The organism is Pseudomonas sp. GP01-A4 (assembly GCF_058780865.1).
Genome location: NZ_JBYSWF010000021.1, coordinates 13,238 through 33,102, shown reverse-complemented (window position 1 = coordinate 33,102; position 19,865 = coordinate 13,238). Strand labels below are relative to the sequence as shown.

Sequence of the window (19,865 nt, the reverse complement as noted above, 5' to 3'; positions counted from 1 at the left end):
CGCACGGGGTGAAATAAATTTCCCGGCGCTTTATAGTGGCCGACCTCCGTTTCATCAAGTAGCCGAGCCCCATGTCCGAGCCACGCAAGATCCTCGTCACCAGCGCCCTGCCCTATGCCAATGGTTCTATCCACCTTGGCCATATGCTTGAGTACATCCAGACCGATATGTGGGTGCGCTTCCAGAAGCATCGCGGCAATCAATGCATTTATGTCTGCGCGGACGACGCCCACGGTTCGGCCATCATGTTGCGCGCCGAGAAGGAAGGGATCACCCCGGAACAACTGATCGCCAATGTCCAGGCTGAACACAGCGCCGACTTTGCCGAGTTCCTGGTGGATTTCGATAACTTCCACTCGACCCACTCCGACGAAAACCGCGAGCTGTCGAGCCAGATCTACCTGCGCCTCAAGGACGCCGGGCACATTGCCACGCGTTCGATCACCCAGTATTTCGACCCGGAAAAGAAAATGTTCCTGGCCGACCGCTTCATCAAGGGCACCTGCCCGAAATGCGGCACTGAGGACCAGTACGGCGACAACTGCGAGAAATGCGGCGCCACTTACGCGCCCACCGACCTGAAGGATCCGAAGTCGGCCATCTCCGGCGCCACCCCGGTACTCAAGGATTCCCAGCACTTCTTCTTCAAGCTCCCGGATTTCCAGCAGATGCTGCAAACCTGGACCCGCAGCGGCACCCTGCAGGACGCCGTGGCGAACAAGATCGCCGAATGGCTGGACGCCGGCCTGCAACAGTGGGACATCTCCCGCGATGCGCCGTACTTCGGCTTTGAGATCCCGGGCGAGCCAGGCAAGTACTTCTACGTGTGGCTGGACGCGCCGATCGGCTACATGGCCAGCTTCAAGAACCTGTGCGACCGCACGCCGGAGCTGGACTTCGACGCGTTCTGGAACAAGGACTCCACGGCCGAGCTGTACCACTTCATCGGCAAGGACATCGTCAACTTCCACGCGCTGTTCTGGCCTGCAATGCTTGAAGGTTCGGGCTATCGCAAGCCAACCGGCATTGCCGTGCACGGTTACCTGACGGTCAACGGCCAGAAGATGTCCAAGTCCCGTGGCACCTTTATCAAGGCGCGCACCTACCTGGACCACCTGTCGCCGGAATACCTGCGCTACTACTACGCCTCCAAGCTGGGCCGTGGTGTCGACGACCTGGACCTGAACCTGGAAGACTTCGTACAGAAGGTCAACTCGGACCTGGTGGGCAAGGTCGTCAACATCGCCAGCCGTTGCGCCGGGTTTATCCACAAGGGCAACGCCGGGGTGCTGGTGGCTGAAAATGCCGCACCTGAGCTGACCGATGCGTTCCTGGCGGCGGCGCCAAGCATCGCCGATGCCTATGAAGCCCGCGACTTTGCCCGGGCCATGCGCGAAATCATGGGCCTGGCCGACCGCGCCAACGCCTGGATCGCCGACAAGGCGCCGTGGTCGCTGAACAAGCAGGAAGGCAAGCAGGCTGAAGTCCAGGCGATCTGCGCCACAGGCGTCAACCTGTTCCGTCAGTTGGTGATCTTCCTCAAGCCGGTATTGCCATTGCTGGCAGCCGACGCCGAGGCGTTCCTCAATGTGCCGCCGCTGACCTGGAATGACCACGCGACACTGCTCGGCAACCATCAGTTGAATGAGTTCAAGCCGCTGATGACCCGTATCGACCCGGTAAAAGTGCAGGCCATGACCGACGCATCGAAAGAAGACCTCGAGGCCAGCAAGACCGATACCGGCGACGCTGCACCTGCGGGCAATGGCGAACTGGCGAAAGATCCGTTGTCGCCGGAAATCGACTTCGACGCCTTCGCTGCGGTGGACTTGCGGGTGGCCCTGATCCTCAAGGCCGAAGCCGTGGAAGGCGCCGACAAGCTGCTGCGCCTGACCCTGGACATCGGTGATGAACAACGCAACGTGTTCTCGGGGATCAAGAGCGCCTATCCGGACCCATCCAAGCTCGATGGTCGCCTGACCATGATGATCGCCAACCTCAAGCCGCGGAAAATGAAGTTCGGTATCTCCGAAGGCATGGTGATGGCGGCCGGCCCTGGCGGTGAAGAGATCTACCTGTTGAGCCCGGACAGCGGCGCCAAGCCGGGTCAGCGCATCAAGTAACAATGGCTAACTGCCTCATGGTCTCGGCCATGGGGCGGTTTCAGCTAGTACCCCCTCCTCGCTTGCCGGATAATCGGATTCTGTTTGCTGTCGGCCCGCTGTTGGCTGTGGCTTTTCCGGGTTCCAACGCAATGATCAAACCATGAGCCTGATTCAACGTATCGACGCCCTGCTGCCGCAAACCCAGTGTGGCAAATGTGGGCATCCTGGCTGCAAGCCCTACGCAGAAGGCATTGCCCAGGGCGAGGCGATCAACAAGTGCCCACCGGGCGGCCAGGAAACCATTGCCGGCCTGGCGCAACTGCTGAAGCTCCCGGTGCTGGAACTGGACACGTCCCGAGGCGAGGCGCCCGCACAGATCGCGTTTATCCGTGAAGCGGAGTGCATCGGCTGTACCAAATGCATCCAGGCCTGCCCGGTGGACGCTATCGTCGGTGCTGCCAAATTGATGCATACGGTGATTATCGACGAGTGCACGGGCTGCGACCTGTGTGTGGCACCTTGCCCGGTTGATTGCATCGAAATGCGTCCGTTGAGCACCGTGGTACCGATTGTCGGCGGGCTGGCCTCCAATGATCATGAACGCGAGGCACGCAGCCTCAAGCGCGACCGGGCCCGGCGACGGTTTGAACAGCGCAACGCGCGGCTGCAACGCGAAGAGGAACAGAAACTTGCCGAACGCCAGGCACGCTCCAAGCGCGCCGCCCCGGTAGCTGCGGCCACGGTCAACCCGGTCCAGGCGGCCATTGAGCGGGTTCGTGCACAAAAAGCCGCGGCCATGGACGCCGCCTTGAAGAAGGCCAAGATCAACCTGGCCATGAGCCGCGCCCAATTGCACAAATCCCTGAAAGCTTTCGGCCACCCGCCGACCTTTGAACAGCAGTCGCAGTTGATCATTCTGCAACAGCACTTCGAAACGGCAGAGCAGGCGCTTGCAGCACTGGTGGTGGCTGATGCCCGCACCTGAACCCCTTGAGCACCGGCCCCACGTGATGAAGCGTGTACTGCCGGTGCACGCCGCGTTTATCCTGCTTGGGTTATTGGGCCCGTTTTTCGTAACCACACTGACTGTCCGCAAGGAACCGCTCGCCCCATGAACGCCGCAAAACGCCTGGAAATTTTCCGCCGGCTTCACGAAGACAACCCGGAACCGAAAACCGAACTGGCCTATTCCTCGCCGTTCGAGTTGCTGATCGCCGTGATTCTCTCGGCCCAGTCCACAGACGTCGGCGTCAACAAGGCCACCGCCAAGTTGTATCCGGTGGCGAACACCCCGGAGGCGATCTACGCGCTGGGGGTTGAGGGGTTGTCCGAATACATCAAGACCATCGGCCTGTACAACAGCAAGGCGAAGAATGTCATCGAGACATGCCGGCTGCTGGTGGAACTGCACGGCAGCGAAGTACCGCAAACGCGCGAAGCCCTGGAAGCCCTTCCGGGTGTTGGCCGAAAAACCGCCAATGTGGTGCTCAATACAGCATTTCGCCAGTTGACCATGGCGGTGGACACGCACATCTTTCGGGTCAGCAACCGAACCGGTATTGCCCGCGGAAAAAATGTGGTGGAGGTGGAAAAACAGCTGATGAAGTTCGTGCCCAAGCCGTATCTGCTGGACTCGCATCACTGGTTGATCCTTCACGGACGCTATGTCTGCCAGGCCCGCAAGCCGCGCTGTGGCAGCTGCCGCATCGAAGACCTGTGCGAATACAAGGAAAAGACTTCCGACGATTGAGCCATCATTGCTTTTATCGATGAGTCGATTGAAAAAATCTTTTTTACCAGGCCCGAGATTATCGTTATAAGGAGCGCCAACGGCAGTCTTAGCCTGGAGTTAACCTTATGAGCACTGGCAAAGAACAACTGGATGTAGAAGACGACGTTGTTGGCGCTGAATCCGACGATGATGCAGCAGAAGCACCGGTAGAGGTGGCCAAGACCAATTTGAGCAAACGCCGCACCATCGACAACCTTCTGGAAGAGCGGCGCTTGCAAAAACAGTTGGCCGATTACGACTTCGATCTCTAATCGATCCAACGATAAACAGAAGCCTCCCTTGCGGAGGCTTTTTTCTGACTGGATGTAAATGTGAGGCCGGCCTACACCAGGCCGTTTCGCTGGGCCAGCTCGATCAAGTCCACCAGCGAGCGGGCGTTGAGCTTGAGCAGCAAGCGGGTCTTGTAGGTGCTCACAGTCTTGTTGCTCAGGAACATGCCATCGGCGATCTCCTTGTTGGTCTTGCCGCGGGCCAACTGCTGCAACACCATCATCTCCCGGCCGGACAGGCGCTCGACCATGTCCGCTTCGCTGGCGTTACCCATTGTGGAGCGCACCGAGTTCAACGCCTGGTTGGGGAAGTAGCTGTACCCGCACAGCACCGCCTTGACCGCGCTCAACAGCTCGGTGAGATCCTGTTGCTTGCACACGTAGCCGGCAGCACCCGCCTGCATGCACCGCATCGAGAAATGCCCGGGCGCCTGGGACGTCAGCACCAGCACCTTGAAGGGATGTGCCTGTTTGGTTGATGACAGCCGGCATATAACTTCCAGGCCATCGAGTTTGGGAATTCCAATATCCAGTATGACAATGTCCGGCATATGCTCGCGCGCAAGTTGCAAGGCATCGACACCGTTATCGGTCTCGGCAACGACCTCATAACTATGACGTTCCATTAGCATACGCACAGCAAGACGAATGACGGGATGATCATCCACGATCAGCACTTTATTCATGGGCAAGTCCAATTTCGCTGTTCGAATTATTAAGAGTAAGCACAATAGCCTAGTCGTTTCTCGCTTGGCATAGCGCTCCCCCCCAAGCAACAGCAAGCAGAGACCTAACCCACAAAGACATAGGATTTAACCTACAAAAAAACGCCAGATCGGAGCTATTCAGTTTTGTTGGGGCTTTCAGAACTTTCCGAGCACAAACATATTTTGAGTGAAAATTCCCAGGATTACGCGGGCCCGGGTAAACGCGCCGTACACAAGTTTCAGGAAATGCCCCTTGTGCGCTGTCAGAAGACCTGTGAACCCGGAGGGAAACCGGGTTTTTAAAAGTTCCATTCGACATAATTACTAACGCTCCATAAATCCTACAGGCATGTCAGCATCTGACATATTCGCGGTACATTTCTGAGTGAATTTTCTGTAGTACATAGTTCCTGCCTACAAGAAAAAATCTCACTCTCAACAATGCATCACTTATCGAGCGAAATTAATAAACATTGCCCCCGTAAAAATATAAACACTCCAGATCATCTCCTGGAGTACCTGAACTTTTTCGAAGCGAACAATAAACACAGGCGCGCGCCCGATGATTCCGGATGTATTTTCAACCAAAAAAAATGGCCCCTTGAGGGGCCATTTTTCATTGCAACTTACAACACTCAGAACAACTTGCGACCTTTGTTGGCCGCAATGCGCATGCGCAACGCGTTCAGCTTGATGAAGCCTGCCGCGTCTGCCTGGTTGTAGGCGCCGCCATCTTCTTCAAAAGTGGCGATGTTGGCGTCGAACAACGACTCATCGGACTTGCGACCGGTCACGATCACGTTGCCCTTGTACAGCTTCAGGCGCACAACGCCGTTCACGTGGACCTGGGAAGCGTCGATCATCTGTTGCAGCATCAGACGCTCAGGGCTCCACCAGTAGCCGGTGTAGATCAGGCTGGCGTACTTGGGCATCAACTCGTCTTTGAGGTGAGCCACTTCACGGTCCAGGGTGATGGACTCAATGGCGCGGTGAGCGCGCAGCATGATGGTGCCGCCCGGGGTTTCGTAGCAACCACGGGACTTCATGCCCACGTAACGGTTCTCGACGATGTCGAGGCGGCCGATACCGTGTTCGCCACCGATACGGTTCAAGGTCGCCAGTACGGTGGCCGGGGTCATTTCGACGCCGTCCAGCGCGACGATGTCGCCGTTGCGGTAGGTCAGTTCCAGGTACTGGGCCTTGTCAGGAGCGTTCTCCGGGGAGACGGTCCATTTCCACATGTCTTCTTCGTGCTCGGTCCAGGTGTCTTCCAGCACGCCGCCTTCATAGGAGATGTGCAGCAAGTTGGCGTCCATCGAGTACGGGGACTTCTTCTTGCCATGACGCTCGATCGGGATCGCGTGCTTTTCGGCGTAGTCCATCAGCTTTTCACGGGACAGCAGGTCCCATTCACGCCACGGAGCAATCACTTTTACGCCTGGCTTCAAGGCGTAGGCGCCCAGTTCGAAACGCACCTGGTCGTTGCCCTTGCCGGTGGCGCCATGGGAAATGGCGTCGGCGCCGGTTTCGTTGGCGATTTCGATCAGGCGCTTGGCGATCAGCGGACGTGCGATGGAAGTACCCAGCAGGTACTCGCCTTCGTAGACAGTGTTGGCGCGAAACATCGGGAAAACGAAATCGCGGACGAACTCTTCGCGCAGGTCGTCAATGTAGATCTCTTTCACGCCCATGGCTTGCGCCTTGGCACGTGCAGGTTCGACCTCTTCGCCCTGACCCAGGTCAGCGGTGAAGGTCACCACTTCACAGTTATAAGTATCCTGCAGCCACTTGAGGATCACCGAAGTGTCCAGGCCGCCGGAATACGCGAGAACGACCTTGTTTACGTCGGCCATGCCATCACTCCACGGGGTTGTACGGAAAGGCGTCGATTCTACCGACCAAAACCGTGAAATTACAGAGGCGCGACAGCAAATGAAGATAAAGCGACAGATTATGTCGAGCGGGCGACGAAACGCCGCACCTTATGAGGTGGCGGCAGCGTTGCCTGGCGCCTTGGCCTGGGGCGCCGGTTTCTCGGGGGCTGCCACCCGTTCGAGCTGAATATTCACCCGGCGGTTTTTCGCCCGGTTGGCCGCGTTGGTGTTCGGCGCCAGCGGATAGCTTTCGCCATGAAAGCGCAGGGTAATCTGCGATTCCTGGATGCCATTGGCCTTGAAGTAGTCCATCACCGCCAATGCACGACGCCGCGAAACGTCGCGATTGGTCAGGCGATTGCCGCTGTTGTCGGAGTGGCCATTCAACTCGACGTGGTTAACCGTCGGGTCGGCTTTCATGAATTCGAGAATCACCGAGAGCTTTTTCCTGGCCGCCGCGTCCAGTTCGATGCCGCCACCCGGGAAACCCACCTCGGTCTGTTTGACCTGCTCGAAATTCATCGGCAGCAGCTTGGTGGTGCAGAGTTGGTAGTCGTTGTAGGCCTTGCTGAATTTCGCCGGCAGCAGGCGGATCTCGGAGTAACCGCCGTCGCGGCTATAGTGGCGCACCGTCGGGCTGCGCCCTTCGAGCAGGCCGGTAAACAAACGCCCGGCCTGGGCCTGGGAGCTGTTGAACAGCACATCGCCACTGCCGACACGCACCGCCCCCAGGTTGATATCGCCACGCCCCGGCTGCCACGGCGCAGCCGCCGCCAACAGGGTTGCGGAACCGGCACCCAACGAGCCGTTAAAGGCTTTCAGGCGAAACGTCGCCTGCTCGCCGGCCCGGCGCACGAACTCGCCCGAGCCGAAATCGGTGATCGGCTGGGTCAAGCGGCACTCGAATTTATCGCCCTCCACTTTCCACTCAATATTCTCCAGACGTGTCTGGAACGTGAGGGCCATCGCGGGCAGGCTGGCGAACACACTGAGCAGGGCTAGATAATGCTGGCGCACGGGAGGCTCCACTGGTTTCTACAACACATCAAGGCGTCATACATCGTTAAGGCATACCCAGGGATATCGGTCGCATCCTGCAAAACTTGATAGCGAGTGCCTGCAAGAGTCTTTTCCGGTAGCATTCCCACCAGATTGACCCGCCTGGAATCCCCAATGTCCGACCGCCTGACCCTGCTGCGTCCCGACGACTGGCATATTCATCTTCGCGATGGTGCTGCGTTGCCCCAAACCGTGGCCGATGTAGCGCGCACGTTTGGCCGCGCCATCATCATGCCTAACCTGGTACCTCCGGTGCGTAACGCCGCGGAAGCCGACGCCTATCGCCAGCGCATTCTCGCTGCACGACCGGCCGGCAGCCGCTTCGAACCGTTGATGGTGCTGTACCTGACCGACCGCACCCAGCCCGAAGAAATCCGCCAGGCCAAGGCCAGTGGTTTCGTGCACGCCGCCAAGCTGTACCCGGCCGGCGCGACCACCAACTCCGATTCCGGCGTCACCAGTATCGACAAGATCCTGCCGGCCATCGAAGCCATGGCCGAAGTGGGCATGCCGTTGCTGATCCACGGTGAAGTCACCCGTGGCGATGTCGATGTGTTCGATCGTGAAAAGATCTTCATCGACGAGCACATGCGCCGAGTTGTCGAGCTGTTCCCGACCCTCAAGGTGGTGTTCGAGCACATCACCACCGCCGATGCCGTGCAGTTCGTCACCGAGGCTTCGGCCAACGTCGGCGCGACCATCACCGCGCATCACCTGCTGTACAACCGCAACCACATGCTGGTGGGCGGGATTCGGCCGCACTTCTATTGCCTGCCGATTCTCAAGCGCAACACGCACCAGGTAGCGCTGCTCGATGCCGCCACCAGTGGCAGCGAGAAATTTTTCCTCGGTACCGACTCTGCACCTCACGCCCAACACGCCAAGGAAGCCGCGTGTGGTTGTGCCGGTTGCTATACCGCCTATGCGGCGATCGAGTTGTATGCCGAAGCGTTCGAACAACGCAACGCCCTGGACAAGCTTGAAGGGTTCGCCAGCCTCAACGGCCCACGTTTCTATGGCCTGCCGGCGAATACCGACCGCATTACCCTGGTCCGTGAAGACTGGACCGCCCCCACCAGCCTGCCGTTTGGCGAGCTGACCGTTATCCCGCTGCGCGCCGGTGAAACACTGCGCTGGCGCCTGCTGGAGGAACACCCGTGAGTGAAGACCATTACGACGACGACCAGGAACACGGCGGCGGTGGTGGCGGTTCCCGTCACCCGATGGCCGAGCGTTTCCGTGGCTACCTGCCGGTTGTCATCGACGTAGAAACCGGCGGCTTCAATTGCGCCACTGACGCGCTGCTGGAAATCGCCGCCACGACCATCGGCATGGATGAACAGGGTTTCGTGTTCCCGGAACACACCCACTTCTTCCGCGTCGAGCCGTTCGAAGGCGCCAACATCGAAGCGGCGGCCCTGGAATTCACCGGGATCAAGCTTGATCACCCACTGCGCATGGCCGTCAGTGAAGAAGCGGCGCTGACCGACATCTTCCGTGGCGTACGCAAGGCCCTGAAGGCCAATGGCTGCAAACGCGCGATCCTGGTGGGCCACAACAGCAGCTTCGACCTGGGCTTCCTCAATGCCGCCGTGGCCCGCCTGGACATGAAGCGCAACCCGTTTCACCCGTTCTCCAGCTTCGACACTGCGACCCTGGCCGGTTTGGCCTATGGCCAGACCGTGCTGGCGAAGGCCTGCCAGGCTGCCGGTATCGACTTCGACGGTCGTGAGGCCCACTCGGCCCGCTACGACACCGAGAAGACCGCCGAGCTGTTCTGCGGCATCGTCAACCGTTGGAAACAGATGGGCGGCTGGGAAGACTTCGGCGACTGAAGCCAAATCCCGCGCATAAAAAAACCGGCCCTCTCAGGCCGGTTTTTTTTGCTTCGAACGTGGCTTACAGCTTGCCAGCGTTCTCGGTCAGGTAAGCCGCAACGCCTTCTGGCGAAGCGTTCATGCCCTTGTCGCCTTTTTTCCAGTTGGCAGGGCAGACTTCGCCGTGCTCTTCGTGGAATTGCAGGGCGTCGACCAGACGGATCAGCTCTTCCATGTTACGGCCCAGCGGCAGGTCGTTGATGATCTGCGAGCGTACAACGCCCTTGTCGTCGATCAGGAACGCGCCACGGAATGCCACGCCGCCTTCGGACTCAACGTCGTAGGCCTTGGCGATGTCGTGCTTCATGTCGGCAGCCATGGTGTATTTGACTTTGCCGATGCCGCCATCATTGATGGCGGTGTTGCGCCAGGCGTTGTGGGTGAAATGGGAGTCGATGGAAACGGCAACCACTTCAACGTTACGCGCCTTGAAATCGTCCATGCGGTGATCCAGGGCGATCAGCTCCGATGGGCAGACGAAGGTGAAGTCCAGCGGGTAGAAGAACACCAGGCCGTATTTGCCTTTGATGGCTTCAGACAGTTTGAAGCTGTCTACGATTTCGCCATTGCCGAGGACGGCGGGTACGTCGAAATCCGGGGCTTGTTTGCCGACGAGTACGCTCATTGGGTATCTCCTGATGGTGGTGACTGAAGTAAAAGGATCCGTCCCAGTGTGCCGCAGCTAAACGACAGGCCTGTGACGTGATCACGCTTCGTGAAGACCGACCATCATACCGGAAAAAAGCCGTTCGTCAGTGAAGCCGCGTGCAAACACCAAGGCTTGAGAAACTACTTTGACAATCATTCTCGTTAACATTAAGATCCGTCGCACTTAAGCCTTAAACCGCGATGGTTCTCCCTTATGTATGTCTGCCTTTGCACTGGCGTTACCGACGGACAAATCCGCGAAGCAATCTACGAAGGTTGCTGCAGCTACAAGGAAGTACGTGAAACCACCGGCGTTGCCAGCCAATGCGGCAAATGCGCCTGCCTCGCCAAGCAAGTGGTACGGGAAACCCTGACGCAACTGCAAACTGCCCAGGCTGCGATCCCCTACTCAGCAGAATTTACACACGCTTAATCAGCGTGTTTTAAAGAACCGGACTTAGTGTCCGGTTTTTTTATGCCCGAAATTCAAACAGTTAGCGCCAAGACGCGGAACACAAACATTCTTATTCCGATTAATTTTCATTTATTATTCAATAACTTAGGTTTGACAGTAGTAAATGCGCAGCTCAAACTCCGCCTTATATACAGCGAATACAGGGCAGGACCCCAATCATGAAAGGCGACATCACAGTCATCCAGCAACTCAACAAAATCCTTGCCAATGAACTGGTCGCGATCAATCAGTACTTCCTGCATGCGCGCATGTATGACGATTGGGGCCTGGAAAAGCTGGGCAAGCGTGAATACAAAGAATCCATCAAGGCCATGAAGGACGCTGACGCGCTGATCAAGCGCATCCTGTTCCTGGAAGGCCTGCCGAACGTGCAGGACCTGGGCAAGCTGAACATCGGCGAGCACACCCAGGAAATGATCAACTGCGACCTGAACTTCGAGCGCAAGAGCCACACCGACCTGAAGGCCGCCATTGCTCATTGCGAATCCAAGGGCGACTTCGGCAGCCGTGAACTGCTGGAAGATATCCTTGAAGACCAGGAAGAACACATCGACTGGCTGGAAACCCAAATCGGCCTGATCGACAAAGTGACTATCGAGAATTACCTGCAATCGCAGATGGGTGAATAACCCTTCAATTCCCGGCCACTAAAAAGCCCCGCTCTCTTTCGAGAAGCGGGGCTTTTTATTGCCGCGGCCTAAAACAAATCAGGCTTCGGTCTTCGCAGCTGCTTTGGCCGCTGCGTCTTTGATCAGTGCCTGCAACGAACCATCAGCCGCCATTTCGGTGATGATGTCGCTACCGCCGACCAGCTCACCGGCAACCCACAGCTGCGGGAAGGTTGGCCAGTTGGCGTACTTCGGCAGGTTGGCGCGGATTTCCGGGTTCTGCAGGATATCCACGTAGGCGAACTTCTCGCCACATTGCATGATTGCCTGGGAAGCCTTTGCGGAGAAGCCACACTGGGGAGCGTTAGGGGCGCCCTTCATGTAAAGCAGAATAGTGTTGTTGGCAATCTGCTCTTTGATCGTTTCGATGATATCCATGGAACACCTCGGCTGGAACTTTCCGACTCATGGGTCGGCACGGTGGCGCATTGTAACGCAAACCCCAGCGTGACGCTCGGACTCCCCGACAGACAATCCTTACGCCGCCGCCACCTGCACCGGCACGCCGTTCAACGCTGCGTTGCCCGACAGCTCATCCAGTTGCCGCTCATCCGTCAGGTCATTCGCGCTCGCCCCCGGCTGCCCGCTGGCGATGGTCATCTGCACGCCAGGGCGGCCGTGGCCCCAACCGTGAGGCAGGCTGACCACGCCGGGCATCATGTCGAGACTGGCCAACACTTCCACCTCGATCATGCCGATCCGCGAGCTGACCCGTACCCGCTGCCCGTCAGTCAACTGGCGATGGGCAAGGTCATCCGGATGCATCAGCAGTTGATGGCGAGGCTTGCCCTTCACCAGCCGGTGGTAGTTATGCATCCAGGAGTTGTTGCTGCGCACATGCCGGCGGCCGATCAGCAGCAACTCATTCACCTCGGGCACCGGCTGCGCGGCAAAGCGCGCCAGGTCGGCGAGGATTACCGATGGTGCGGCCTGCAGATGGCCATTGGCGGTTTTCAGGCGGCCTGCGAGGTTGGGTTTCAGCGGCCCGAGGTCCAGGCCATGAGGGTGATCGGCCAGCGCGGCAATGGACAACCTGTCACCATAAGGCCCGGCCCGCAGCCCGAAGTCGATCATCTGCGCAGGCGGCATCGTCGGTTTGAGTGTATTACCCGTCTTCTCGGCAAACGCCCGGGCCAGGCCGACGAAGATTTCCCAATCATGCAACGCACCCTCGGGCTTCGGCAGGATGGCGCGATTGAAACGGGTGACGTTGCGCACCGCGAACATATTGAAGGTGGTGTCGTAGTGATCGTTTTCCAGGGCCGAGGTGGACGGCAGGATCAGGTCGGCGTAACGCGTGGTCTCGTTGATATACAGGTCGATGCTGACCATGAACTCCAGGCCATCCAGCGCCTGCTCCAGTTGCCGGCCGTTGGGCGTGGAGAGCACCGGATTGCCCGCCACCGTCACCAGCGCACGGATTTGCCCTTCACCCTCAGTGAGCATTTCTTCAGCCAGTGCCGATACCGGCAGCTCGCCCCCGTACTCGGGTCGCCCGGAAACCCGGCTTTGCCAGCGATTGAAATGCCCGCCGGAAGTCGAGGCCACCAGGTCGACGGCCGGCGTAGTGCACAAGGCCCCGCCGACTCGATCCAGATTACCGGTCACCAGGTTGATCAACTGCACCAGCCAATGGCACAGCGTGCCGAACGCCTGGGTCGAAACGCCCATGCGGCCATAACACACCGCTGTGTCGGCCGCAGCGAAGTCCCGGGCCAACTGGCGGATCTGCTCGGCGGGCACCGCACATTGACGGCTCATGGCCTCGGCGGTGAATCCGGCCACGGCGTGGCGCACGTCATCCAGGCCGTCCACCGGCAGGTGGCTGTCACGGGTCAGGTTCTCGGCAAACAGTGTATTGAGCAATCCGAACAACAACGCCGCATCACCGCCCGGGCGCACGAACAGATGCTGGTCGGCCATCGCCGCCGTCTCGCTGCGGCGCGGATCAACCACCACGACTTTGCCGCCGCGAGCCTGGATGGCCTTCAGGCGTTTCTCCACATCCGGCACGGTCATGATGCTGCCGTTGGACGCCAACGGGTTGCCGCCGAGGATCAGCATGAAATCGGTATGGTCGATGTCCGGGATCGGCAGCAACAGGCCGTGGCCGTACATCAGGTGGCTGGTGAGGTGGTGGGGTAACTGGTCCACCGAGGTGGCGGAAAAACGATTGCGGGTCTTCAGCTGGCCAAGGAAGTAGTTGCTGTGGGTCATCAGCCCATAGTTGTGCACGCTCGGATTGCCCTGGTACACCGCCACCGCGTTCTGCCCGTGACGCGCCTGAATCGCGGCCAGGCGCTCGGCTACAAGTACAAAGGCGTCTTCCCACGGGATCGGCTGCCATTCGCTGCCCACCCGCAACATGGGCTGGTGCAGGCGGTCCGGGTCATTCTGGATGTCTTGCAGGGCCACGGCCTTGGGGCAGATATGGCCACGGCTGAACGTATCCAGGGGGTCGCCCTTGATCGAGGTGATCGCCAGGCTTCCGTCTTCGCCCTGGGTAGTTTCCAGTGTGAGGCCGCAGATGGCTTCGCACAGATGGCAGGCACGGTGGTGGAGAGTCTTGGTCATGGCCAGTCTCTTTTATTGTGGGCTAGGCGCTTCGGACGAAAACTATGGCCCGCCCGGGGCAGCAGCGCCAGCAACGTTCGTCGTGTGAATCCAGGGGCATCAGGCCAGGCCATGAGGAAACATCAGGAAATGTTTCAGAAGCCTTGGGCAGCCCGCTGAAACCGACGCAGCCCGGCCTCAGCCCGCCCTCACGCATTGCAATGTGGCGCAGCGCCAGTGTACAAATGACCCGCTGCTGTCAGGAAACAGGCTTCAAAAGCGCCCTCCCCGCGTCCTTGAACTCCCCTAAAAACTGTAGCCCTATTGGTAAGACGCGACATTTAATTATAAGATCGCGCCTTCCCCTATTTCGTCGCCCCGTGCGGCTTTCGCCGCAGGTCTCGCCCGTTTTCAAAATAAACCAGGCTTTGAGTATCTGCGGTCTGTTGCAAAAAGGTAGTTAATGATGAGCGCAAGGCACTTTCTCTCCCTGATGGATTGCACGCCCGAAGAGCTGGTCAGCGTGCTCCGTCGAGGCATTGAGCTTAAAGACCTGCGTAACCGCGGCGTATTGTTCGAGCCTTTGAAAAACCGCGTGCTCGGGATGATTTTCGAGAAGTCGTCCACCCGCACCCGCGTGTCTTTCGAAGCCGGCATGATTCAGCTCGGCGGCCAGGCTATCTTCCTGTCACCTCGCGATACCCAACTGGGCCGTGGCGAGCCGATCAGCGATTGCGCGATCGTGATGTCGAGCATGCTGGATGCGGTGATGATCCGTACCTTCGCCCACAGCACCCTGACCGAATTTGCCGCCAACTCCCGAGTGCCCGTGATCAACGGCCTGTCCGATGACCTGCACCCCTGCCAGTTGCTGGCCGACATGCAAACCTTCCTCGAACAGCGCGGCTCGATCCAGGGCAAGACCGTGGCCTGGATCGGCGACGGCAACAACATGTGCAACAGCTATATAGAAGCGGCGATCCAGTTCGACTTCAAATTGCGCGTTGCCTGCCCTGAAGGCTACGAGCCGGATGCACGTTTCCTGGCCCAGGCCGGCGACCGCGTGACCATCGTCCGCGACCCGCGTGAGGCGGTCATCGGCGCACACCTGGTGAGCACCGACGTGTGGACCTCCATGGGCCAGGAAGAGGAAACCGCCAAGCGCCTCAAGCTCTTCGCCCCGTTCCAGGTCACCCGCGCCCTGCTCGACCTGGCCGCGCCGGACGTGCTGTTCATGCACTGCCTGCCCGCCCACCGTGGCGAAGAAATCAGTCTCGACCTGCTGGACGATCAACGTTCAGTAGCCTGGGCCCAGGCGGAAAACCGCCTGCACGCACAAAAAGCCCTGCTCGAGTTTCTGGTTGCGCCGGCGTACCGTCCTGCATGAGCCAGCCACTACTGCTGAACCTGCGCAATCTGGCATGCGGCTATCAAGACCAACGGGTGGTGCAGAACCTCAATCTGCACCTCAACGCCGGCGACATCGGTTGCCTGCTGGGCTCCTCGGGCTGCGGCAAGACCACCACCCTGCGAGCGATTGCCGGGTTTGAGCCGGTGCATGAAGGCGAGATCAGCCTGGCAGGCGAAGTCATTTCCAGCGCCGGTTTCACACTGGCCCCGGAGAAACGTCGGATCGGCATGGTGTTCCAGGACTACGCGCTGTTTCCACACCTCAGCGTGGCTGACAACATCGCCTTCGGCATTCGCAAGCACCCGCAAAAAGAGCGTGTGGTCGCTGAATTGCTGGAACTGGTGAACCTGAAAAACCTCGGCAAGCGCTTCCCCCACGAACTCTCGGGCGGCCAGCAGCAACGCGTCGCCCTGGCTCGCGCCCTGGCGCCGGAACCGCAATTGTTGCTGCTGGACGAACCCTTCTCCAACCTCGACGGCGAACTGCGGCGCAAACTCAGCCACGAAGTACGCGATATCCTCAAGGCGCGGGGCACCAGTGCGATTCTGGTGACCCACGACCAGGAAGAAGCCTTCGCAGTGAGTGACCATGTCGGCGTGTTCAAGGAGGGTCGCCTGGAGCAGTGGGATACGCCCTACAACCTCTATCACGAACCGCTGACACCCTTTGTCGCCAGCTTCATTGGCCAGGGTTACTTCATTCGCGGGCAGTTGAACACGCCGGAATCGGTTACCACCGAACTGGGGGAGTTGCGCGGCAATCGTGCCTACACCTGGCCAACCGGCGGCGCGGTGGATGTGTTGCTGCGCCCGGACGACATCGTTTATGCACCGGACAGCGCCTTGAAGGCGCGGATTGTCGGCAAGACGTTCCTCGGCGCGTCGACCCTGTATCGCTTGCAGCTGCCGACAGGCGCTCAGCTGGAGTCGATCTTTCCCAGCCACGCCGATCACTTGGTCGGTGCCGACGTGGGCATTCGCGTGGCAGCCGAGCACCTGGTGTTGTTCCAGGCCTCAGGCAGCACCGCAGCACAAATCCCTCAGGTTGAGTCAGGCGTTCGACGCTACAACACCGCCTCCTGACGTCAACGCATCACGCCCGGCCAATTTCCGCGAACTTGGCCTGGGTGTGTTCGGCCAGCACTGTCGCTGCCAACTCAACCTCAAGCCCCCTTCTCCCCGCACTGATAAAAATTGTCGGAAACGACTGCGCCGTCACATCGATGAAGGTGCGCAGGCGTTTCTTCTGCCCCAGCGGGCTGATGCCGCCTAGTAAGTAACCGGTGGCCCGTTGCGCCGCTGCCGGGTCTGCCATCTCGACCTTTTTTACCCCCGCCGCCTGCGCCAACGCCTTTAAATCCAAACTTCCGACGACCGGCACAACCGCCACCAGCAGCTCGGCTTTTTCACTGCTGGCCAGCAGGGTCTTGAACACCTGCGCCGGGTCCAGGCCCAATTTTTCCGCGGCCTCCAGACCATAGGACGCTGCCTTTGGGTCATGTTCGTAACTGTGAATTCGATGTTCGGCGCGAACTTTTTTCAACAGGTCCAATGCGGGCGTCATGTGGGCTCCAGGCTTGGCAAACAGGTGAAAAAACAGACAGCCAATTCTAGGCCAACAACAAGCAAAAGGCTCTAGTCCGAAGCCCTCTGCCACGCCCTCACGCGCACCTTCCCTGCCGCTTCCCGCGCCCACGGCACGATCATTCATCACACCAATAATTACAAAATGACCGATCGTTCACTTTCGACCTTTGACAGCCGTCATTCTTGTCTATATTTTTTCGTTTACGAATACTGTAGGAATGCACCTACGGATTCACAGCAGTAAGCCGCGAACAGGATGGGGATCCTCGCCACGGTGAAAATCGCCGATTGCCCGTTGCGGCAAAACGCCAGACAACAACAAAAACAGAGGTTTTCCATGACAACTGCTCTTCAACAGCCTTCACTTTCAAGTCAATGCATGGCCGAATTCCTGGGCACTGCGTTGCTGATCTTCTTCGGTACCGGATGTGTTGCTGCGCTCAAGGTCGCGGGTGCCAGCTTTGGGTTGTGGGAAATCAGTATCATCTGGGGGATCGGCGTCAGCATGGCGATCTACCTGAGCGCCGGTATTTCCGGGGCTCACCTCAATCCGGCGGTCAGTATCGCGCTGTGTATCTTTGCCGATTTCGACAAGCGCAAACTGCCGTTCTACATCATCGCCCAGGTCGCCGGGGCCTTCTGTTCGGCCGCGTTGGTTTACACGCTCTACAGCAACCTGTTTTTCGATTACGAACAAACCCACCACATGATTCGCGGCACCCAGGCCAGCCTGGAACTGGCGTCGGTGTTCTCCACCTACCCGCATCCGCTGCTGGGCACGGCCCAGGCGTTCCTGGTGGAAATGGTCATCACCGCGATCCTGATGGGCGTGATCATGGCCCTGACCGATGACAACAACGGCCTGCCCCGCGGCCCGTTGGCGCCGCTGCTGATTGGTTTGCTGATTGCCGTGATCGGCAGTGCCATGGGCCCGCTGACCGGCTTCGCGATGAACCCGGCCCGTGACTTCGGCCCCAAGCTGATGACCTTTTTCGCCGGTTGGGGTGAAATGGCTTTCACTGGCGGGCGCGACATTCCTTACTTCCTGATTCCGATCTTTGCGCCGATTGTCGGCGCCTGCCTCGGTGCTGCCGCCTATCGCGGGCTGATTGCCCGTCACCTGCCCAGCGCCGCACCTGCTACAACTGATGCAACCGAAGCGGCTGCCACCGCCAAAACCCGTACTTCCTGATGCGATAGCCTGGGCCGTACTGCCCTTTTGCGGCCCAGGCTGTTTACTGACTTCCCTATTCTCCGTCCAAGGCAATCGACATGACCGACATTCAGAATAAGAACTACATCATTGCCCTCGATCAGGGCACCACCAGTTCCCGGGCGATCATCTTCGATCGTGACGCCAACGTGGTCTGCACCGCCCAGCGTGAATTCACTCAGCATTACCCGCAAGCCGGCTGGGTCGAACATGACCCGATGGAGATTTTCGCTACCCAGAGCGCGGTGATGGTCGAGGCCCTGGCACAAGCCGGCCTGCACCATGACCAGGTCGCGGCCATCGGTATCACCAACCAGCGTGAAACCACCGTGGTCTGGGACAAAATCACCGGCCGCCCGATCTACAACGCGATCGTCTGGCAATGCCGCCGCAGCACCGAGATCTGCCAGCAGCTCAAGCGCGACGGCCACGAACAATACATCAACGACACCACCGGCCTGGTCACCGATCCGTACTTCTCCGGCACCAAGCTCAAGTGGATCCTCGACAACGTCGAAGGCAGTCGCGAACGTGCGCGTAACGGCGAGCTGCTGTTCGGCACCATCGACAGCTGGCTGATCTGGAAATTTACCGGCGGCAAGACCCACGTCACCGACTACACCAACGCCTCGCGCACCATGCTCTTCAACATCCACACGCTGGAGTGGGATGCCAAGATGCTGGAGATTCTCGACGTGCCGCGCGAAATGCTGCCGGAAGTGAAGTCTTCCTCGGAAATCTATGGTCGCACCAAAAGCGGTATCGCCATCGGCGGTATCGCCGGTGACCAGCAGGCGGCGCTGTTTGGCCAAATGTGCGTAGAACCGGGCCAGGCGAAAAACACCTACGGCACCGGCTGCTTCCTGCTGATGAACACCGGCGACAAGGCGGTGAAATCCAAGCACGGCATGCTCACCACCATCGCCTGCGGCCCGCGTGGCGAAGTGGCCTACGCCCTGGAAGGCGCCGTGTTCAACGGCGGTTCCACCGTGCAATGGCTGCGTGATGAGTTGAAGATCATCGCCGATGCCACCGACACCGAATACTTCGCCGGCAAGGTCAAGGACAGCAACGGCGTGTACCTGGTGCCAGCCTTCACCGGCCTGGGCGCTCCGTACTGGGACCCGTATGCCCGTGGCGCGCTGTTCGGACTGACCCGTGGCGTACGCGTGGATCACATCATCCGTGCAGCCCTGGAGTCGATTGCCTACCAGACCCGTGACGTACTCGATGCCATGCAGCAGGATTCCGGCGAACGCCTCAAATCCCTGCGGGTAGACGGTGGCGCGGTCGCCAACAACTTCCTGATGCAGTTCCAGGCCGACATCCTCGGTACCCAGGTTGAACGCCCACAAATGCGCGAAACCACCGCGTTGGGCGCCGCCTACCTGGCCGGCCTGGCGTGCGGTTTCTGGGGCAGCCTGGACGAACTGCGTGGCAAGGCGGTAATCGAGCGTCAATTCGAACCTCAGTTGGAAGAAGCAGCGAAGGAAAAACTCTACGCCGGCTGGCAGAAAGCAGTCAGCCGCACCCGCGACTGGGAACCCCACGAAGGCGCTGAATAAGCCAAGCGCCGGACGCGCATAGGGTTGTAACTGGCAGGGAGCAGATTCCTGCGTCATCATGGG

18 protein-coding genes and 1 pseudogene are annotated in these 19,865 nt (G+C 59.2%); 12 read left to right on the top strand and 7 right to left on the bottom strand.

Going from position 1 to position 19,865, the window contains the following annotated elements; all coding sequences use genetic code 11:
- The first annotated feature begins 71 nt into the window (after positions 1–71).
- The 4 genes and pseudogenes from metG to AC3WKX_RS14540 all read left to right on the top strand — a co-directional run bounded on the left by metG (position 72) and on the right by AC3WKX_RS14540 (position 4,148).
- Entirely contained in the window at positions 72–2,123 is a 2,052-nt protein-coding gene (gene metG, locus AC3WKX_RS14555) for a methionine--tRNA ligase (RefSeq protein ID WP_003208690.1), read from the top strand.
- Positions 2,124–2,244: 121 nt separating this feature from the next.
- A pseudogene (gene rsxB, locus AC3WKX_RS14550) lies at positions 2,245–3,066 on the top strand (electron transport complex subunit RsxB); the annotation flags it as partial.
- 150 nt (positions 3,067–3,216) lie between these two features.
- Positions 3,217–3,855 (top strand): endonuclease III, encoded by a 639-nt coding sequence (nth, locus tag AC3WKX_RS14545; protein WP_010170146.1) that lies wholly within the window; start codon positions 3,217–3,219, stop codon positions 3,853–3,855.
- Positions 3,856–3,962: 107 nt separating this feature from the next.
- Positions 3,963–4,148 carry a PA3496 family putative envelope integrity protein gene (locus tag AC3WKX_RS14540; protein WP_003208696.1) on the top strand — a complete coding sequence of 62 codons (186 nt, stop codon included), beginning with the start codon at positions 3,963–3,965 and terminating at the stop codon, positions 4,146–4,148.
- Positions 4,149–4,219: 71 nt separating this feature from the next.
- Here the strand turns inward: AC3WKX_RS14540 and AC3WKX_RS14535 are convergent, their stop codons facing one another.
- From AC3WKX_RS14535 to AC3WKX_RS14525, 3 genes are all read right to left on the bottom strand, one after another.
- Positions 4,220–4,852 carry a response regulator transcription factor gene (locus tag AC3WKX_RS14535; protein WP_003208698.1) on the bottom strand — a complete coding sequence of 211 codons (633 nt, stop codon included), beginning with the start codon at positions 4,850–4,852 and terminating at the stop codon, positions 4,220–4,222.
- Between the two features lie 656 nt (positions 4,853–5,508).
- Complete coding sequence (locus AC3WKX_RS14530) at positions 5,509–6,726, bottom strand: argininosuccinate synthase (RefSeq protein WP_003208700.1); 1,218 nt, start codon at positions 6,724–6,726, stop codon at positions 5,509–5,511.
- A gap of 129 nt (positions 6,727–6,855) precedes the next feature.
- Complete coding sequence (locus tag AC3WKX_RS14525; protein WP_087695280.1) at positions 6,856–7,764, bottom strand: flagellar protein MotY; 909 nt, start codon at positions 7,762–7,764, stop codon at positions 6,856–6,858.
- Between the two features lie 156 nt (positions 7,765–7,920).
- Between AC3WKX_RS14525 and pyrC the strand changes: the two genes are divergently transcribed.
- Together pyrC and rnt are read left to right on the top strand one after the other, a co-directional pair.
- A complete protein-coding gene (gene pyrC / locus AC3WKX_RS14520) occupies positions 7,921–8,967 on the top strand; it encodes a dihydroorotase (protein ID WP_003208703.1) in 1,047 nt (348 codons plus the stop codon).
- Entirely contained in the window at positions 8,964–9,641 is a 678-nt protein-coding gene (rnt, locus tag AC3WKX_RS14515; RefSeq protein WP_003208704.1) for a ribonuclease T, read from the top strand. The genes pyrC and rnt overlap by 4 nt, the downstream gene beginning before the upstream one ends.
- 64 nt (positions 9,642–9,705) lie before the next feature.
- On the opposite strand, the gene AC3WKX_RS14510 is transcribed toward rnt, so the two are convergent.
- Entirely contained in the window at positions 9,706–10,308 is a 603-nt protein-coding gene (locus AC3WKX_RS14510) for a peroxiredoxin (RefSeq protein WP_003172097.1), read from the bottom strand.
- A 237-nt stretch (positions 10,309–10,545) separates the two neighbouring features.
- On the opposite strand from AC3WKX_RS14510, the gene AC3WKX_RS14505 reads away from it, so the two are divergent.
- Positions 10,546–10,764: a bacterioferritin-associated ferredoxin gene (locus AC3WKX_RS14505; RefSeq protein WP_003208706.1), complete on the top strand. Its 219-nt coding sequence runs from the start codon at positions 10,546–10,548 to the stop codon at positions 10,762–10,764.
- A gap of 200 nt (positions 10,765–10,964) precedes the next feature.
- Positions 10,965–11,435: a bacterioferritin gene (bfr, locus tag AC3WKX_RS14500; protein ID WP_008433502.1), complete on the top strand. Its 471-nt coding sequence runs from the start codon at positions 10,965–10,967 to the stop codon at positions 11,433–11,435.
- 78 nt (positions 11,436–11,513) lie between these two features.
- Here bfr and grxD read toward each other — a convergent pair whose 3' ends face one another.
- Positions 11,514–11,852, bottom strand: a complete 339-nt coding sequence (gene grxD / locus AC3WKX_RS14495; protein ID WP_003208710.1) for a Grx4 family monothiol glutaredoxin — start codon at positions 11,850–11,852, stop codon at positions 11,514–11,516.
- Positions 11,853–11,951: 99 nt separating this feature from the next.
- A complete protein-coding gene (locus AC3WKX_RS14490; RefSeq protein WP_102604892.1) occupies positions 11,952–14,048 on the bottom strand; it encodes a molybdopterin oxidoreductase family protein in 2,097 nt (698 codons plus the stop codon).
- Positions 14,049–14,493: 445 nt separating this feature from the next.
- Between AC3WKX_RS14490 and argF the strand changes: the two genes are divergently transcribed.
- Positions 14,494–15,414 carry an ornithine carbamoyltransferase gene (argF, locus tag AC3WKX_RS14485; RefSeq protein ID WP_003208712.1) on the top strand — a complete coding sequence of 307 codons (921 nt, stop codon included), beginning with the start codon at positions 14,494–14,496 and terminating at the stop codon, positions 15,412–15,414.
- Positions 15,411–16,520, top strand: a complete 1,110-nt coding sequence (locus tag AC3WKX_RS14480) for an ABC transporter ATP-binding protein (protein WP_102604893.1) — start codon at positions 15,411–15,413, stop codon at positions 16,518–16,520. The genes argF and AC3WKX_RS14480 overlap by 4 nt, the downstream gene beginning before the upstream one ends.
- Positions 16,521–16,530: 10 nt before the next feature.
- Here the strand turns inward: AC3WKX_RS14480 and ybaK are convergent, their stop codons facing one another.
- Complete coding sequence (gene ybaK, locus AC3WKX_RS14475) at positions 16,531–17,001, bottom strand: Cys-tRNA(Pro) deacylase (protein WP_003208718.1); 471 nt, start codon at positions 16,999–17,001, stop codon at positions 16,531–16,533.
- A 360-nt stretch (positions 17,002–17,361) separates the two neighbouring features.
- On the opposite strand from ybaK, the gene AC3WKX_RS14470 reads away from it, so the two are divergent.
- Positions 17,362–18,216 carry an MIP/aquaporin family protein gene (locus tag AC3WKX_RS14470; RefSeq protein ID WP_008433490.1) on the top strand — a complete coding sequence of 285 codons (855 nt, stop codon included), beginning with the start codon at positions 17,362–17,364 and terminating at the stop codon, positions 18,214–18,216.
- Between the two features lie 80 nt (positions 18,217–18,296).
- A complete protein-coding gene (gene glpK / locus AC3WKX_RS14465; protein WP_003208721.1) occupies positions 18,297–19,802 on the top strand; it encodes a glycerol kinase GlpK in 1,506 nt (501 codons plus the stop codon).
- Positions 19,803–19,865 lie beyond the last annotated feature (63 nt).

Excerpts from the sequence above, each read along its gene's own strand:
- AC3WKX_RS14535 (WP_003208698.1), bottom strand. The coding sequence starts at position 4,852 with ATGAATAAAGTGCTGATCGTGGATGATCATCCCGTCATTCGTCTTGCT.
- glpK (WP_003208721.1), top strand. The coding sequence starts at position 18,297 with ATGACCGACATTCAGAATAAGAACTACATCATTGCCCTCGATCAGGGC.
- AC3WKX_RS14490 (WP_102604892.1), bottom strand. The coding sequence starts at position 14,048 with ATGACCAAGACTCTCCACCACCGTGCCTGCCATCTGTGCGAAGCCATC.
- grxD (WP_003208710.1), bottom strand. The coding sequence starts at position 11,852 with ATGGATATCATCGAAACGATCAAAGAGCAGATTGCCAACAACACTATT.
- nth (WP_010170146.1), top strand. The coding sequence starts at position 3,217 with ATGAACGCCGCAAAACGCCTGGAAATTTTCCGCCGGCTTCACGAAGAC.
- AC3WKX_RS14470 (WP_008433490.1), top strand. The coding sequence starts at position 17,362 with ATGACAACTGCTCTTCAACAGCCTTCACTTTCAAGTCAATGCATGGCC.
- argF (WP_003208712.1), top strand. The coding sequence starts at position 14,494 with ATGAGCGCAAGGCACTTTCTCTCCCTGATGGATTGCACGCCCGAAGAG.
- bfr (WP_008433502.1), top strand. The coding sequence starts at position 10,965 with ATGAAAGGCGACATCACAGTCATCCAGCAACTCAACAAAATCCTTGCC.
- AC3WKX_RS14510 (WP_003172097.1), bottom strand. The coding sequence starts at position 10,308 with ATGAGCGTACTCGTCGGCAAACAAGCCCCGGATTTCGACGTACCCGCC.
- metG (WP_003208690.1), top strand. The coding sequence starts at position 72 with ATGTCCGAGCCACGCAAGATCCTCGTCACCAGCGCCCTGCCCTATGCC.
- AC3WKX_RS14540 (WP_003208696.1), top strand. The coding sequence starts at position 3,963 with ATGAGCACTGGCAAAGAACAACTGGATGTAGAAGACGACGTTGTTGGC.
- pyrC (WP_003208703.1), top strand. The coding sequence starts at position 7,921 with ATGTCCGACCGCCTGACCCTGCTGCGTCCCGACGACTGGCATATTCAT.
- AC3WKX_RS14505 (WP_003208706.1), top strand. The coding sequence starts at position 10,546 with ATGTATGTCTGCCTTTGCACTGGCGTTACCGACGGACAAATCCGCGAA.
- ybaK (WP_003208718.1), bottom strand. The coding sequence starts at position 17,001 with ATGACGCCCGCATTGGACCTGTTGAAAAAAGTTCGCGCCGAACATCGA.
- AC3WKX_RS14480 (WP_102604893.1), top strand. The coding sequence starts at position 15,411 with ATGAGCCAGCCACTACTGCTGAACCTGCGCAATCTGGCATGCGGCTAT.
- AC3WKX_RS14530 (WP_003208700.1), bottom strand. The coding sequence starts at position 6,726 with ATGGCCGACGTAAACAAGGTCGTTCTCGCGTATTCCGGCGGCCTGGAC.